This window comes from Spirosoma terrae, assembly GCF_010435915.1.
Classification (GTDB): domain Bacteria; phylum Bacteroidota; class Bacteroidia; order Cytophagales; family Spirosomataceae; genus Spirosoma; species Spirosoma terrae.
Genome location: NZ_JAAFZH010000018.1, coordinates 1 through 16,506, shown reverse-complemented (window position 1 = coordinate 16,506; position 16,506 = coordinate 1). Strand labels below are relative to the sequence as shown.

Here is a 16,506-nt window from a genome sequence, read left to right as displayed (position 1 = left end):
TGTTAAATCTATAATTGATTAATGAGACTGGCCTTGCTACTTATGAACTTGCTGAAGAACGAATGTATTAAGTGGCTGTAATTCGTAAGGCTTTATGTACGGCTATGCCTATTAGTCTCTTAGCGTAAAAACCTATTTTACACTAAGAGACTAATAGGCTACGTATAGGCTGTTACGTTTGCTGTAAAGCCCTAGTTATTGCTGGTAAATAGCTGCCTTTCAATCAGCAAAATAAAGAGATGAATGACCTTGATATGAATCTCCTGAATGCGATCGGCATACCCAAAATGGGGAACGCGTATCTCAACATCGCCTTTATTGGCTAGCTTACCGCCATCCTTACCAGTTAATAGTACAACTTTCATTCCTTTGGTTCGGGCGGCTTCAACCGCTCGAATGATATTAGCGGAGTTTCCACTTGTACTTAGGCCTAATAAGACGTCGCCCTCATTACCTAAGCCCTCAATAAACCGGGAGAATACAAACTCAAATCCGTAATCGTTGCTAACACACGATAAATGGCTAACATCTGAAATGGCTATGGCGGCTAAAGAACGACGATCATCGCGGTAACGCCCTGATAGTTCTTCGGCAAAGTGCATAGCATCGCAGTGTGACCCGCCATTTCCACAGGATATAATTTTACGACCGCTTTTTAGGGCATCGGCCATCAGGATAGCCGCTTGCTCAATGGCGCTAAGATTATCTGGGTTTGTGATGAAGGTATCTAAAACGGTCTGAGCTTCAGTCAGTTCATGACGAATAATGTCGAGCATTGGAAAGCAGTTTGGGTTTCGGCTGTCAGTCGTAATAAGCAGTACTATAAAAGCGTATCAAAGTTGCTGATTCTGTGCCGAAAGCTCACAAGCAAAAAATAAAATTAATTTAAAAGACCCAATTTCGGTAGGGGAGGTTCCAACGTAGCGCAAAACTGGCTAACGCGTCGGTATAGCTAGCCGGTTGATATTGACTATCCTTGAAACGATACATAAAACGACTTTCAAGAAAAATATTGTGCTTGATCATGTAGGAGGCTCGTAGTTCAGCATACGTAACGATTGTTTTACGTCCTTGACCAATGAAATTACCTTCATCCCGTACGTTACTTCTATAATCTAAAAGAATATTACCTCCATAATTCTGGCCGGGAATATCCGCTCCATACATCATCAAGCTAAAAATTCCATTAGCCGACCACCGCTTATATTGATATCGGGCAATCGCAAGACCTTCCAGAAAGTTGGCACCGAGCGGATGAGCCATTGGCTGGCTATAATGAGCGTAATTTCCCTGGCCGGCTGATGAGAACGTGGTGTTGAAATGCGAGTAGGTGTAGGGGCGAGCTAAATTTAGCTCAGCCTGTATGTCCAGATTGGGTACGTTAAATGCATCGATATATTTGGCGCCTGCCTGTAGCGCAAACTTATTCGTATAGCTTCCTTTGCCTGAGGTCAGCTCGCTTAGAATAAATTCATCAAGCATAAATTGGCTATATACCAGGAAATGGGTCAGGAAATTAGCTTTGAAATCGATACCAATCATGGCATTATCAGCGCTCCCACGGTATGATTCGACAAACCGGTATAAAATAATGGGATTTAGATAATTTAAATCCACGCGATCACGGCTAAATACTTCTGCTTCGAAAATACCTACGTTAACCTTAGGCGTAATATTAATACTCAGATGGTGCATGGCGGCAAATTTCTGAGGTATAAGCATACTCTGCTGGAGGTTGCCCTGTGTATTCTGAAGCTCAGTGAATAGGTTGGTATACTGAATGTTACGTCCGAGTTTTGTCGTTAGTTTTAAGAAGAGGTAAGGTGCACTATTGTCGGACAGTAATAGGGATCTAAAGCCATTTCCAAAAAAGTTACGATCATGCCCAAACTGTAGGTTAATAATTTTGAGAATGTTCAGGGTGAAATAGCCACGTGCTGTTATAAAATCAGCCCCTTTTTGACGATATATTTTGGTAAAGCCTTCTCCGGGCGCAAAGCCTCCTCCTACATCTTTGGGACGGTAAAGGCTGTCATAATCACTAATGTAGTACGGGTAAATAGCCTGGTTCTCGGCAAAAAATGTATAAAACCCGAGTTTTTTTCCAATAGTACCTCTTAACTCTAAGCCCCTGGAGTTGACGAATGGGTAACGCATTGATTCTGGAGTGCTTCCAGGCTGATCAGAGACGTTTTCGCCACCAATCCCGAAAGAAACAACAGGATTTACGTGCAGATCAAAGTCGGGCGTTTGTACGCTATAGAAATCGGCTTTCTTCTTAAAAAACGGCTTAAGGAAGGGCACTTTTTGGCCTATAAGGGTCTTACTATCGCCTGGAGCCGGTGGTGGCAGTAAATGCTTGGTAAAGGGATCTCGCTTCGTAGAGTCGGTTGAGCCACGGACCCATTCCCAACTGTCGTCCTGCAAATAGCCAAGATTAAAATAATCGGTATCCGAAAAGTCGCGTGTAGGTTTAGCCAGTATACTATCCGTAAGCTGAATAATACTTTGACGATTATAAGGCTTTACTGAGCTATGAAAGCCATCAGCCCATCGGCCCTGCCTAATTTCCAACCGATCGATCAGGTGATAATAGTCCACGTTTAAGGGTACGAATGGACTTTGGGACCGAGCCGAGTAGGATACTACTAAAAAAAAGAAAACGTAAAAAAAACGCTGCATACAAGTCACTGGATAGCTCGCTCTACCCCGTTCTTTCTCTCAATTTGCTTCATCTGACCGACAAATTAGGCAATTGGTTTGGATATACGGCAGTCATCGGGCTAATTTACGGGGAAAGATATCTTATTGTCTATGTTTGTTTTTGCGCAACAGCCCTCGCTAGCCAATCAATTTGTGGCCGAACTTCGTGATGTTTCTATTCAGAAAGATCGTTTACGCTTCCGTCGAAACCTCGAACGAATCGGTGAGCTGATGGCTTACGAGATTTCAAAAACATTGCCTTACAACAATGTTACTATAAAAACTCCGTTGGGGACGTCTGAAACGCAACTTCTTAGACAACAGCCAGTTCTGGCTACTATTTTACGGGCTGGCTTGCCCTTTCATCAAGGGTTTGCCAATTATTTTGATGGTGCGGAGAATGCGTTTGCTGGAGCGTATAGAGGTTATAACCCGTCTGATCAGGACGAATTTGAGATTGCTATGGACTATATTGTTGGTCCGGATTTAAGTGGTAAAACACTTATCCTAAGTGATCCTATGTTGGCGACGGGCCGTTCGCTAGAAAAAGTATATCATGCACTCCTGCGATACGGAATTCCGGCACAAACTCATATTGCAGCGGTTATTGCCAGCCCTGAAGGAGTACGCTACGTTCAGCGGCAGTTGCCACAATGTCATTTGTGGCTGGGGGCAATTGACACACACCTAAATGAACATTCTTATATTGTGCCGGGGCTGGGCGACGCAGGAGACTTAGCGTATGGAGCAAAAGTCTAGAAAACATACTATCCGTTCCAGAATTGCTCTGGAACGGATAGTATATAGGTGATTACCGTAAATCAACTACTTCGACACCAGGATACTTCGATTTGTCGAATAGGAAATAAGCGTCGGGAACGGATGCGTTTGGGGTGAACTTTGTAATCGTATACGTAGTGCGTTTTCCGTCTTTATTGATGATAAGCCAATTACGTACTGATTTGTCGGCTTTATCTACTGAAATCTGAATCGTTTGAATGGGGCTTTTTTGGCGATTAGGTGTAAGCTCAATAACCTCCAATGTGCGACCTCCAGACTTTTGCTCTTTTAAAAAACGGTAATCAAATCCGCGCTTGTATATTGTATAGATTTGAGTCGGATTCAATTCCCCGTTTGCTGCTTCCTCATAATCCTGGACGTTTACTTCATTTGACTCTTTAATGTAAGTAGACATGGTTTGTCCATCAGAGAAAACTTCCTGGCCGCCTAACTTTAAATGAAATTTAGAGCCTTTCACTGCCAGATCGCCCTTATATGATTCGTTGGCTCCTGCTCCTACACTAGCATACGTAAAGGCAGCCTGATAGGACTTCAGCGCTTTATATTGTTTGCTCATGGCATCCAGGATCGTCTGCGCTCGTTTATCTTTCTGGGCTACGGCAGGTAATATTGTTATTAATGCCAGCACCAGCATCCATATTGCTTTTTTCATTTTTATATGTTTACTCCAAAATTCAGATTGTATTACAGCCGTGTTTGTTTCCTGCTGTGCTCTAGTTAGATCGTAATCGCAACGAAAAGTTTAACAGTAGCAATCGCTCTAGCTTATTGATAACTAGGTGATTATTGGTTTAGTTTAATTGCCCTTTAACCGTTTTAAGGTTTCTTCCAGCATCTGCAGGTCCTGAACGAGCACGTCGCGGGCTTTGCTTCCTTCAAAAGGCCCTACAATTTTGGCTGCTTCCAACTGGTCGATAAGCCGACCCGCTCGGTTATAGCCTAGTTTTAGCTTCCGCTGGATAAGCGATGTGCTTCCCTGCTGATGAATAACAATCAAACGGGCTGCTTCGTCGAACATTGGGTCTCGGTTACCAAGGTCTACGTCTTTTTCTTCGCCTTGCCCGCCTTCATCACCCACAAACTCAGGGAGTGAATAGGCTTCGTCATAGCCGCGCTGATTTCCTACGAATTCACAAAGCTCCTCAATCTCGTTGGTATCGACAAAAGGGCACTGAAGACGAATGATCTCTGAATTTGACGACAATAGCATATCGCCCATACCAACCAGTTGTTCTGCTCCTCCCGTATCTAAAATGGTTCGGGAGTCGATTTTTGAGGTTACTTTGAACGACAACCGAGCGGGGAAGTTCGCTTTAATCAGACCTGTAATAACGTTTACCGACGGCCGCTGGGTTGCTACCACCAGATGAATACCAATAGCCCGTGCTAACTGGGCTAGTCGGGCAATCGGTTGTTCTACTTCTTTACCCGCTGTCATCATCAGATCCGCTAACTCGTCGATGATGAGAACTATATACGGCAGGTAGCGGTGCCCCTTTTCTGGATTTAGCCGGCGCTTCGTGAATTTGGCGTTATACTCCTTCAGGTTACGGCAGCCCGCATCTTTGAGCAAGTTGTACCGATTATCCATCTCAATGCACAGCGAATTGAGCGTGTTGACTACTTTTTTCGTATCGGTAATAATGGGCTCTTCTGAGTCAGGAAGCGTAGCCAGAAAATGCCGTTCAAGTTTGTTAAAGAGCGTTAGCTCTACCTTTTTTGGATCGACCAATACTAGCTTTAACTGAGACGGGTGTTTTTTGTAAATCAGTGACGTTAGCAGCACATTCAGACCAACCGACTTTCCTTGCCCGGTTGCTCCGGCCATGAGGAGGTGCGGCATCTTGGCTAAATCAGCTACGTATATCTCGTTCGAGATTGTTTTCCCCAGAACAACGGGTAAATCAAATTTACTGTTAACAAAACCATCGCTTGTAATTACGGAGCGCATGGACACCATTTCTCTGTTTTTGTTCGGCACCTCAATCCCAATAGTTCCCATACCGGGCATTGGTGCTATAATCCGAATACCCAGGGCAGAAAGGCTAAGCGCAATATCGTCTTCCAGACTCTTGATTTTAGAAATTCGTACCCCTTTGGCTGGTACGATTTCGTAGAGGGTCACTGTAGGACCAATAGAAGCCTGAATAGAGTCGATCTCAATACCGAAATTACGTAGCGTGTTTTCGATACGTTCCTTATTGGCTGTTAGCTCATCCTCTGAAACTTGCGCCTTCCGGTTATTCTGGTATTCGGTTAGCAGATCGGTCGTTGGATACTGATAGTTAGGCAGATCGAGCGTTGAATCGTATAAACCATGAGTGGCTACCAGACTATCATCTTCAAATGGATCAGGTTCAAAAGCTGATGTAGAAGTCTGCGATAAATCATCTTCTTCCTCCGGGGACGTATCAGAAACTGATTCCCGGTTCTTGATGGTTAACGTAACGCCTGATGATTTGGCTATCGATTCAGATGCTGGCTCTTCCTGCCGAACAGGAATATCCGTAGTAACTTCCGGTTCAGAAACAGGATTACTGGCCGTAGTAGGTTCTTCGGTGGTAAACTGATCGACTACTGGCTGACTGGGCTGCTTTTCTTCGTAAAAATCAGCATTACTGTCTTCCTTCTGCTCGCTATCCTCATAAGACTGTAAGGTTTCATCAGGACGATGCGACCGCTCGCGCCGAATGCTGTCTGTTAGAGATGACGGTGAGAATTGGGGTAACTTTATGCTACGTACATCAAAGAAATAGACGATGAACAGAAATAATACAAAGCCTATGAATGCTAGATTTCCCCAGCCAAAAAGGCTAAAAAGTGTTTCATTAAATTCGTAGCCAATGCCACCGCACCATACGCTGGAGGTTTCCGCCGATTTGGTTACCAGCACTACGTAACCCAGCACCAGGCTACTCCAGATGGCCAGAAAAAGAAGCCCAACGGTTGTTCGCTTTAATGGTAAAAGCTCCCGGCCTAAAGTAAGTTTATAGCCCGCCAAAAACATGATGATGGGCAGCGCCAGTGCGCCAACCCCGAACCATCTAAAAACAAAAACGTGGGCTACAAAGGCACCAACCAGGCCTACCCAATTACGGGTATCGGCTCCTGACTCCGTTACGGGTTGCGAGAAGGCAGCATCAACAACACTCTGATCTGCCTGCCCTGAAATGATATACGATACAAATGAAACAAACAGGCCAATGGCGACCAGCATAAATAAAACGCCTAAGGTAAGTGTTGATCGCTGATCAGTGAACCAACGGTCAAGAGCAGCTCCCCAATTAATGGAGGTTTGTTTGGCGCGTGGTCCAGTTGATGACGAGCCATCTCGTCCTGAACGTGGCGTGTTTTGCCGATTACGGTCAGGTATAGCTTGACGGACTGTATTCTGTCGGGATGATGTCGTTGGTTGTGCCATGCGTTGGGGTAGGGCTATAGCGGCAGTGGTAAATTTCCCATTTTTTAACGAAAAACCGTACTGAAATGAGCAGATTTCGGGGAAAACGCGGGAACGGTCTTATAGAGTGAAGAAAGAGGAAATTATAGGGTTGGCTGCGGAGTACTAATTGGCTCGTTTAGCAACGATTGGTTGATACGTTTGGCCAGACCAGGACCTTCGTAAATAAATCCTGTATAAATCTGGACTAAGCTGGCACCCGCCCGTAGCTTTTCCTGAGCATCTTCTGCCGAGAAAATACCGCCAACGCCAATAATTGGAAAGACACCCCCCGATTGTTGATATAAATAGCGAATCACTTCCGTTGAACGATCTCGCAATGGACGACCACTTACGCCACCTGCTCCCAGTTGATTTACTACGTCCTGAGCCGTTGATAAACCGTCGCGGCTAATGGTGGTGTTCGTAGCTATAACGCCGGCAATTTTTGTGTCCGCTACAATAGCGATAATATCGTCTAATTGACCATTAGTTAGATCTGGAGCTATTTTTAATAGAATTGGTTTTGGGGTTGCTCGTTGATTATTTTCGGCCTGAAGGTGAGCCAGCAAACGGGTCAACGGTTCTCGCTCCTGTAAATCCCGTAGTCCCGGTGTGTTTGGTGAACTGACATTGACAACAAAATAGTCGACAGTGTCAAATAGTTCGCGGAAGCAAATCAAGTAATCGTGTAGGGCATTTTCATTAGGGGTATCCTTGTTCTTGCCAATGTTTCCACCGACAATTACCGTTCTACCGTCTTTGTTCTGCGAAAAATGGCGTAAACGGCCACTCGCCGGACCAACTCCCTTATTGTTAAACCCCATTCGATTAATTAATCCGCCATCGGCCTTCAGGCGAAATAGTCTGGGTTTGGGGTTACCGGGTTGCGGTCTGGGTGTTACGGTGCCAATCTCAACAAAGCCAAATCCAAGGTCGCTCAGTTCACTGACCAGGTCTGCATTTTTGTCAAATCCGGCTGCCATTCCAACCGGATTTGGAAAATCTATACCAAAAACGGTTCTCTTTAATCGCTGGTCTTCGACGAGATATAACCTTCTGCAAATGGCCGACACGCCAGGGATCGCCAGCGCAAACTTGAGCAGCGTGGTAACAGAATGATGGATTGACTCCGCATCAATGCGGAACAGCAACGGGAGTATAACGCGCTTGTACATGAATGCAAAGGTACTTCCTTAATGAATAAGGTGACTCATTCCGTTGCTGTTTAGCCAAATAAGTCTGATGATAAATACCGATCACCACGGTCGCAAATGATACAGACAATAACACCTGATTTCAACTCCTGAGCGAGCTGCAAAGCTGCCCATACCGACCCTCCGCTACTCATACCCGCAAAAATGCCTTCAACGCTCGCTAATTGTCGGGTGGTTAACGTAGCGTTTTCCGTGGATACCTCGATAACCCGATCTACCCATTTGGGGTCAAAAATCTTGGGTAAGTATTCTATGGGCCATTTCCGAATGCCCGGAATCGAGGAACCATCGGTTGGCTGACACCCAACAATCTGTATGTCCGGATTTTGCTCTTTCAGGTAGCGGGAGGTGCCCATAATTGTTCCTGTTGTTCCCATCGAGGAAACAAAATGAGTGACCTGACTTTCTGTATCGCGCCAGATTTCGGGACCAGTAGAGCGGTAGTGAGCTAAGTAATTATCGGGGTTGGCAAACTGATTGAGCATTACATAGCCTCCTTTCTGAACCTGAGCTTCCGCATAGTCGCGGGCGGCTTCCATCGTTTCAGTAAGAATAACTTTTGCCCCGAAGGCTTCCATGGTCAAAACCCGTTCCCGCGTGGAATTTTCGGGCATAATCAGTTCCAGATCAATATTATATAGCCGGGCAATCATCGCTAAGGCAATACCGGTGTTGCCACTGGTTGCTTCGATGAGTTTCATGCCTGGTTTTAACTCTCCTCGGGCCAGTGCGCCCTGAATCATACTAACGGCAGCTCTATCCTTTACGCTGCCACCCGGATTTGTACCTTCCAGTTTGCCATACAATCGAACATTTGGATTTGGATTTAGCCGATTTAATTCTACTAATGGCGTATTGCCAACAAAATCGAGGAGGGTTGCCATGCCAACGTAATGGGAGTAATTATGTCTGAGTTTAAGGACAAATTCAATTAATAAGTTCGTGTTGCCGATGATCACTAAACGCCAGCAAAGCATTTAGTGATTCATTACTCCCTCACTAAGGAGATAGCATTAATTTTTTTGCTTGCTTAATTTGTTGATAGTGAAATTTTTATGAACTTGCTTGTAGACTCGAAGAGAAGTTTTCTGAAAAGTTAACTTTTTCGGTAGAGGGTATACTTATTCACACCTTTTAATTTACTGTTATGAAAGCCGTCTTAGTGCCTAAGCCGCTATCGCATGCCTATGTCGAACAAATTGCACAGCAGTTCGGCATGCCTGATCTCACACTTCCTTTCTGGGGTTACCGCAAAAAAATGCCAATGCATCAAATTGTTCGTCTTGAGGGCGAAGGTAACTACACCTTATTTCATTTTTCGGATGGAAGCCAGCTCATGGTTTCTCTAACACTCAAGAAAATGGAAAGCAGGCTGTCGCCAAGGTGTTTTGTGCGGCCTCACAAGAAGAATATTATCAATCTTTTATATCTGGAGGGCATTTATCCAGATACGCTACACTCCGGAAGACCCCAATTGAGCGCTGGTTTAGTCAATGGAGACCGAGTAGAGGTTTCTCGTCGTAAAGCCAGCCGCTTTATTAAGCAAGTAAAAGGCTTTCATGAAGAAATTGAATCACTAGGAAGTGTTTAGTTAAACTACCTATGTCACTCTCTATGAAACCCCATCCAGTTGAGAGACTGGAAGGAATTTCATAGAGAGTTGCCTTGCTTATTTTTTTAATTTGGCCAGCTCTTCGTCACGTAATGGACGACGAAGAATTTTGCCAACATTCGATTTGGGAAGTTCATTTCGAAACTCAATGACCTTAGGAATTTTATAAGGGGTAAGGTTCTCGCGGCAAAAGGCTTTTATAGTATCTTCTGTGAGGTCTGGATCTTTTTTGACTACAAATATTTTGACGATTTCGGTTGATTTTTCATTGGGCACGCCAATACAGGCTACCTCCAGAACGCCAGGGCACTGCGCCACCACGTCTTCTATCTCATTTGGATACACATTGAAGCCTGATACTAAAATCATATCTTTTTTGCGATCCACGATTTTGAAAAAACCGTCCTCGTTCATTACACCTATATCGCCTGTTTTAAACCAGTCGCCCATCATGGCTTTGGCTGTTTCTTCGGGGCGATTATAATAGCCTATAAATACTTGAGGGCCACGAGCTACAATTTCACCGGGTTCGCCCAAAGGAGCATTGGATTCGTCATCGCGAATAATCTTCATTTCTGTGCTGGGCCAAGGAATACCAATAGTGCCGACACGTACCGTACCATCAATAGGGTTAGAAGATAACACGGGTGATGTTTCAGTTAATCCATACCCTTCGCAGGGCGTGTTGCCTGTAAGCTTAGTCCAACGTTCTGCCACAGAAGTTTGCAGAGCCATACCTCCCGCCGAGGTAACTCTTAAATGGCTAAAGTCGACCTCGCCAATACGAGGATGATTTAGTAAGCCATTGTATAACGTATTAACCCCGGTGAAGGCAGTAATTTTATACTTTTTAAGATCATCGATAAAGGCATTTAAGTCGCGGGGATTCGTAATCAATAAATTCATACAACCACTCTTCAGCGCGGCCAGGGCATTGGTTGTTAGTGCATAGACGTGATAAAGGGGTAAAGCCGCCACAAAAACTCCGCTACCTTCCGGAATTCCGGAGGGCTTCATCCAGGCATGTTGACCTTCTACGTTAGAGATAATGTTACGTTGCGTGAGCATAGCACCTTTCGATACGCCGGTTGTTCCGCCCGTATATTGAATGAAAGCCAGATCATTACTCTGAATCGATACGGGTTTAAATGCCTGACGGCTGCCTCGATTCAAAGCCTCATTAAATGAAATAGCACCAGGAAGCGTATAGGTAGGAACTAGTTTCTTGACGTATTTTACTACCGCATTGACAATCTGCTTTTTGGGAAAACCCAGCAAATCGCCAAGCTGTGTAATAATAACGTGCTTAATATCAGTTTTGTCGATTATCTTATCCAGGTTGGCTGCGAAATTCGCTAGGATGACAATGACCTTTACACCTGAGTCTTTGAATTGATGCTGCATTTCGCGGGGGGTATAGAGCGGATTTGTATTGACCACTACTAAGCCTGCTCTTAAGGCACCAAACATGGCTATCGGATACTGAAGGGTATTAGGCATTTGGATAGCCAGCTTATCTCCCTTTTGGAGGCCAAGATCATTCTGAAGAAATGAAGCAAACTGTTGCGACAATCGATCGAGTTCTTCGTAGGTGATTTGCTTTCCCATGCAGGCATAGGCCGGTTTATCATTAAACCGTCGACAGCCCTCTTCAATCAAGGCCGATATAGAGGTATATGCGTCGGGATTTATCGTATAAGGAACACCTTTAGGGTAAAAGCGTAACCAGGGGTAAGTCTTTTCAGTTGTGGGCGTCTCCATATAAAACTTTGTAGATTTTGTAGCGAAAATAAAACAAAAGATAGAAAATTTTTAGTTGCCCTCTAATTTAAATATAGCCAGCTAAGCACAAAATACCGACAAGCATTGATAGGCAGTCCCATGCATACATAGTGGATTAATATAGTTTGTAAATGGCTGATAATTAGAAATATACATCTATTTAGGTGGTGGGTTTTATCTTTATTATTATACTATATCATTATTGATTTATATATAAATAGATGATGTGATCTACTGTATATACTATAGTAAATTTATATTCATCATTTGTACATATGTTGTTTATAATTATTTGTATTGGTCAAATAAAAAATAGAATAATTATATTATAAGTGGTAAATGCGTCTAATTAGTATACAATATAGTTTTTGTTGACTACAAAATACTACTTGCAGAACATAGTCCACCTAATGAGACTAGTTGTTGTAGGTAGCCATTAAACGTATTGCCGCCACATCATGCATCAGATAAGTTATGGATCAACGAAATGTAAGTGTTGATGTTTTTCGCTTTATAGCTGCCTGTTTAGTCTTTATTAGTCATAGTGTATATGCAGATCATTTATCTCTTCTGGTAGCATTAGGAATAATTGGGAGATGGACACTACCATTCTTCTTTCTGGTGAGTGGATTATTATAGTACTCCCCAAAACCTGGACAGGTAGGATAACTTGAAACAGTTAACTTTAAACCTATAAAATGTCCAACAATGGCCAATCCCGTTCGGCGCATCCACGATGCCGCCTTCAAAACCAAAGTTGTCCTCGAAGCCTTGAAAGGACTCAAAACCCTGCCTCAACTCGCCAGCGAGTTTGGCATTCATCCCCAGCAAATCACCGACTGGAAAAAACAAGCTCTCGACAGATTCCCCTCCCTTTTCGAGAGTGGCCCTGTCAAACCCGCACTCTCCGAGCAACAACGCGAAGAAATCGAAGGGCCTCTTTTTCAACAGATTGGGCAATTAAAGGTCGAAAACGATTGGCTCAAAAAAAAATACGGACGACTTAAGTACCGACCTGCGCCTGCTGATCGACCCCACTCAGGCAGACCTGTCGGTGAACCGACAGTGTAATTTGCTGGGGCTGGCCCGCTCGACTTATTACTATCAGCCTGTGGGTGAATCAGCTCAGAATCTAGCTCTGATGGAGCGGATTGATAAACTCTTTACGGCTCGACCTGAGTTGGGCGTTGAGCGGATGTGCCAGGAACTGACCACACCTGAGCAGCCTATCAATGTTAAGCGAGTGCGCCGACTGATGCGGTTGATGGGTCTGGAGGCCGTTGGACCCAAACCCAACCTCTCCAAGCCCCAGCCCGGCCATACCGTCTATCCCTACCTGCTGCGCGGGGTGGTGATTGAGCGGCCCAATCAGGTTTGGTCCACTGACATCACCTACGTGCCGATGGCTAATGGGTTCCTCTACCTATGTGCGATCATCGACTGGTTCAGCCGATTTATTTTAAGTTGGCGGTTGAGTAATACTTTGTTAGCCGATTTTTGTGTGGATGCCCTAGAGGAGTCGTTAATTAAGAGGGGTAAACCCGAAATCTTTAACCGCGCGGGCGGCCCCGACCGATCAGGGCAGTCAGTTCACCAGCCATGATTTTCTTAAGCCACTGATAGGCAATGAGATAAAGATAAGCATGGATTCCAAAGGCCGTGCTTTGGATAATATTTTCATCGAGCGGTTTTGGCGGACGATTAAACACGAGCATCTTTACTTGAGGGCTTACCCGGATGGTCGAAGTTTGCATCAGGGGTTGAGTACTTATTTTCGGTTCTACAACCAAGAACGTAAGCACCAGTCGTTAGGGTACCAGACACCTGCGGAGTGGTATGAAAGGGGCAAGGAAAACGGAAAAGTACAAATTCTACCCCGCTATCAGCAAGCTTAATTTAACCCAAAACCTGTCCAACATGCGGGGAGTAGCATAACCTGATGCTTTTACGCCAGCTACAGATGACTAACCAGGAATTGGGCTCGTTGACCCTTGAATTAGCAAAGTATAACTCACGGTTAGTGGAGGATATCCATAAAAGCGACTCTATTCTTCAAGCAGATATAGATGGGTCGATCATCAGTGAATGGCGGCTTGGCGCTTTTCTTCACCGATTTAATATACCGTTCCAGGAGGTTGTTTTTCGCTATAGCTTGATTGACAAAGGCTTGGCGTTGCCTGGCCGGTATTGGGCTTTCTTTCATACATAGTTGGGAGTTTTTCCTTGATCGATTGATGTAAGCGGTTTGACTATCTGCGACTATGGTTTTTTGTCAGGACAGGTATCGCTGGCAACGCCTATCCTTACCTCCTTTATCAAGCATTCTCCATGTATAACCGGTCGTATTGAGCTGCTGCCCTGGGTCACGATACGATGTGGGCAGCAGCTCATGGGTTTATCAAGCTTATACTAACAACTACCAAACGGTAAATCAACAGGCCAATTCCGCTTCATAACACGATTTCTAGTACGTTCATATTCCGATTATCCTTCGCCAGGCTTGCTTTATTTTCTTAATCACAAAACTGGTCGTTACTAGCAACTGGCTCATTCCCTGGACTTTTCAGATTCCTATCGCTATTGCAGCTATTCTAGGTACCTGTATTGTACTATTACCGGACTTCCGAACCAACAGACTAGGATCGATGGTGTGAAGCTCGAGTCGCCAACATCTGGTACCGCGATTGCGCACTCGATTGAAATTAATCTCAAAAACTTGGCTGACTATACGAGCATTCCAGCTCCTCTTCCTGCTGAATGGTATATTCTTTATATTAATCCATTCTTTTCTAGCAGTCGAACAAAGCCTGCTGGTAGTCAGAAAATCTGCTGCCAATATACTCACAGGCATACGATGAGTGGTCAAAAAGACAACGATCTGTTGAGCATTGGGCATCCCTACAACTGGTTGGCAAGGGCTTGTTCTGCTTCCAAAACGGATCGTTTGATCTGGCGATTGAGGTAAATCCGTTGATTATCAATAAAGAAAGCGAGTTCATCATCAAATTCTACGGTAAAAAAAGCACCATTTGCGAAATAACCAGTTCCGGCATTCCGGTAGCGATTCAAATGATTGGTAGACAGTTGGCCAGGTTGATCACTGTCCAGTTCTGGTAAGTGTTTAGTCATCCATGCTACGAGTGCAGTGATATCCTGCACTTTACCATGGACACCAACACCCCGTATAAAGTCAATCCGTTTGCCAGCCGCATCAGCCCGTTGCAATAGCGTATGAACCAAGGGGATGAGTTGAATAAATACCTGCTTCCAAGGCCCATCCTCCTGTGAATCAATTCGAAACTCAGGTGAATCGATTAGAGTATATATCCGAAGTAGGGAATCGTTACATGAAATCGGTGTGTTAGTCATAGGTGTTCTAAGGGGAAAGAAAAGGGGATTAAAACAAAAAGTTGCTTCTGTGATCAACGAATTCAGTCCATTTGGTTCGGATTGGGTTAGGGGTATAGACCGGTCGAATGATCCAGTCTGGTAGGGTGAGCCAGTTGATAACTTCAATGAGGTAGGTTAGCATATATTGGTTTTTTTTAAGTAAACTATCATGGTGGTTCGTCTGAAAATCATTTGCCCTTTTCGCCTTTTTTACCCGTTGCAGGAATCGGGACAGAATCGGCTTCGCGTTGTTTATAGGCGGGGATTTTCGAAGTACCCGCTACTTTAACTGGTTTAGTGGCCACTTTTTTGATTGACCGCTGTTGATTAGCCATAAGGATCGTTCGTTAACAAATGGAGATAAAATGGAGATAAGCTGATTCGGAAAGAGAAGCAACGTAATGGGAGTAGAACCCACCCATAACGAGGCCTTTTTTGTAGGGTCTGTACTTGTCTGCCCCAAGAGCTATCGGGGAAAGCATAGAAGAATCGAATCAATCGATACAACGAATTGGCTATCAATCCATTCGGGATGAATCAACTGTCGTGTCTAGTAGCGCGATTTACGCGGCTGAAACGATACGCTAGCAGGATACACCGTTTCATTTGGTTTTAGACCATGATTGACTAGTCGACTAACTGAACGGTTTGTTTTCAAGGAACGAAAAATGGTTTCCTATACATTTTTCGGTGGCTTACCCAACTTCTAAAGCTAGCTGCTAGCTGAGTTTGACGGGAGATAAGTATGGGGCGAATCGTGCAGGCATCGTCTGGTAGGGTCACCATTATCATAGACATTTGACTGCCCGTTAGCACGCGTGAATTGCAATATTACCTTACTAACAACTGGATAGGCAAAAGGATTACATTTTAGTCAAATTAATAATCACTCCTTACCTATGCGCGAAAGAAATAGCATGTAGCCAGGTTTGTTTTGGGGAAGTGGTGTAATCGAACCAATAAATTGGTGGGTCATCTTCAAGGTTCTTCATTCCATGATTTCCAGGTCTGCGCCATCAGCATGCTGATAGGGTAATGCTGTTTCTACTTTATCCACCTGAATGGTTTCCCCTACTTTTATGGCTTTGACAATCACCCTTTCTATACGACCTACCTCATCGCCTGCCTCTGAATAATAGCTAAATCGTACCGGTATTCTTAAATAGGTATGCCGTCTGGAGCCATTGTTAATTGTGAACCAATGATAGGCTACTGTACCCACTTTGTTTTTCTGCCACCTGAATCGAGTGATCACTAAATCTCGCTTGGCATTGGGTCTGGAGGCCTGGGTCACGGCTGCTCTTTGCTGCACCTGTCGACTGGTAATCTGGTTGAGGTCGTCTATATAGTTGACTCGGCCAATCAAACTCAATACCGCTAAACTGCCAAGTGCATAGAGGGTTGTCTTATGCCAATTTTTCATAAAACGTATAATCAGGGAGTGTTTTGAAAAACGCTTATTGCAGTTAGTAGCATGCCTTCAGAGGCTGTTTCCTGATTATCTTGAAGGGGTGGAAAATCAGTCTGCCACCCCTATGATGGTATGGATGCCTGAATGAATA

Annotated in this window: 13 protein-coding genes and 1 pseudogene; 3 read left to right on the top strand and 11 right to left on the bottom strand. The window is 44.4% G+C overall.

Features of this window, described 5'->3' with window-relative positions:
- Positions 1-191 precede the first annotated feature (191 nt).
- On the bottom strand, positions 192-776 hold the full coding sequence (lpcA, locus tag GK108_RS26670) for a D-sedoheptulose 7-phosphate isomerase (protein WP_163954643.1): 585 nt from the start codon (positions 774-776) through the stop codon (positions 192-194).
- A 109-nt stretch (positions 777-885) separates the two neighbouring features.
- The gene (locus tag GK108_RS26665; RefSeq protein WP_317166582.1) at positions 886-2,601 is read right to left on the bottom strand and encodes a hypothetical protein; all 1,716 of its coding nucleotides are present in this window, start codon (positions 2,599-2,601) and stop codon (positions 886-888) included.
- A gap of 213 nt (positions 2,602-2,814) precedes the next feature.
- Between GK108_RS26665 and upp the strand changes: the two genes are divergently transcribed.
- Positions 2,815-3,462, top strand: a complete 648-nt coding sequence (gene upp, locus GK108_RS26660; protein ID WP_163954641.1) for a uracil phosphoribosyltransferase — start codon at positions 2,815-2,817, stop codon at positions 3,460-3,462.
- Positions 3,463-3,514: 52 nt separating this feature from the next.
- Here the strand turns inward: upp and GK108_RS26655 are convergent, their stop codons facing one another.
- The 4 genes from GK108_RS26655 to cysM all read right to left on the bottom strand — a co-directional run bounded on the left by GK108_RS26655 (position 3,515) and on the right by cysM (position 9,044).
- Positions 3,515-4,156, bottom strand: coding sequence for a LolA family protein (locus tag GK108_RS26655; RefSeq protein ID WP_163954640.1), 642 nt, complete (start codon positions 4,154-4,156; stop codon positions 3,515-3,517).
- Positions 4,157-4,300: 144 nt separating this feature from the next.
- On the bottom strand, positions 4,301-6,925 hold the full coding sequence (locus tag GK108_RS26650) for an FtsK/SpoIIIE family DNA translocase (RefSeq protein WP_163954639.1): 2,625 nt from the start codon (positions 6,923-6,925) through the stop codon (positions 4,301-4,303).
- Positions 6,926-7,047: 122 nt separating this feature from the next.
- Entirely contained in the window at positions 7,048-8,121 is a 1,074-nt protein-coding gene (locus tag GK108_RS26645; protein ID WP_163954638.1) for a quinone-dependent dihydroorotate dehydrogenase, read from the bottom strand.
- 50 nt (positions 8,122-8,171) lie between these two features.
- Entirely contained in the window at positions 8,172-9,044 is an 873-nt protein-coding gene (cysM, locus tag GK108_RS26640; RefSeq protein ID WP_163954637.1) for a cysteine synthase CysM, read from the bottom strand.
- Between the two features lie 263 nt (positions 9,045-9,307).
- On the opposite strand from cysM, the gene GK108_RS26635 reads away from it, so the two are divergent.
- A complete protein-coding gene (locus tag GK108_RS26635) occupies positions 9,308-9,751 on the top strand; it encodes a LytR/AlgR family response regulator transcription factor (protein ID WP_163954636.1) in 444 nt (147 codons plus the stop codon).
- 78 nt (positions 9,752-9,829) lie between these two features.
- Here GK108_RS26635 and GK108_RS26630 read toward each other — a convergent pair whose 3' ends face one another.
- Entirely contained in the window at positions 9,830-11,533 is a 1,704-nt protein-coding gene (locus tag GK108_RS26630) for an AMP-binding protein (protein ID WP_163954635.1), read from the bottom strand.
- A 729-nt stretch (positions 11,534-12,262) separates the two neighbouring features.
- On the opposite strand from GK108_RS26630, the pseudogene GK108_RS26625 reads away from it, so the two are divergent.
- Positions 12,263-13,449, top strand: a pseudogene (locus tag GK108_RS26625) (IS3 family transposase).
- A 1,003-nt stretch (positions 13,450-14,452) separates the two neighbouring features.
- On the opposite strand, the gene GK108_RS26620 reads toward GK108_RS26625, so the two are convergent.
- From GK108_RS26620 to GK108_RS26615, 4 genes are all read right to left on the bottom strand, one after another.
- Positions 14,453-14,923, bottom strand: coding sequence for a hypothetical protein (locus tag GK108_RS26620; protein ID WP_163954634.1), 471 nt, complete (start codon positions 14,921-14,923; stop codon positions 14,453-14,455).
- A gap of 28 nt (positions 14,924-14,951) precedes the next feature.
- Positions 14,952-15,086: a hypothetical protein gene (locus GK108_RS31450; protein WP_262887464.1), complete on the bottom strand. Its 135-nt coding sequence runs from the start codon at positions 15,084-15,086 to the stop codon at positions 14,952-14,954.
- A gap of 46 nt (positions 15,087-15,132) precedes the next feature.
- Positions 15,133-15,279, bottom strand: a complete 147-nt coding sequence (locus tag GK108_RS31115; RefSeq protein WP_170305421.1) for a hypothetical protein — start codon at positions 15,277-15,279, stop codon at positions 15,133-15,135.
- A 653-nt stretch (positions 15,280-15,932) separates the two neighbouring features.
- Complete coding sequence (locus GK108_RS26615; protein WP_163954633.1) at positions 15,933-16,367, bottom strand: hypothetical protein; 435 nt, start codon at positions 16,365-16,367, stop codon at positions 15,933-15,935.
- Between the last annotated feature and the right edge of the window lie 139 nt (positions 16,368-16,506).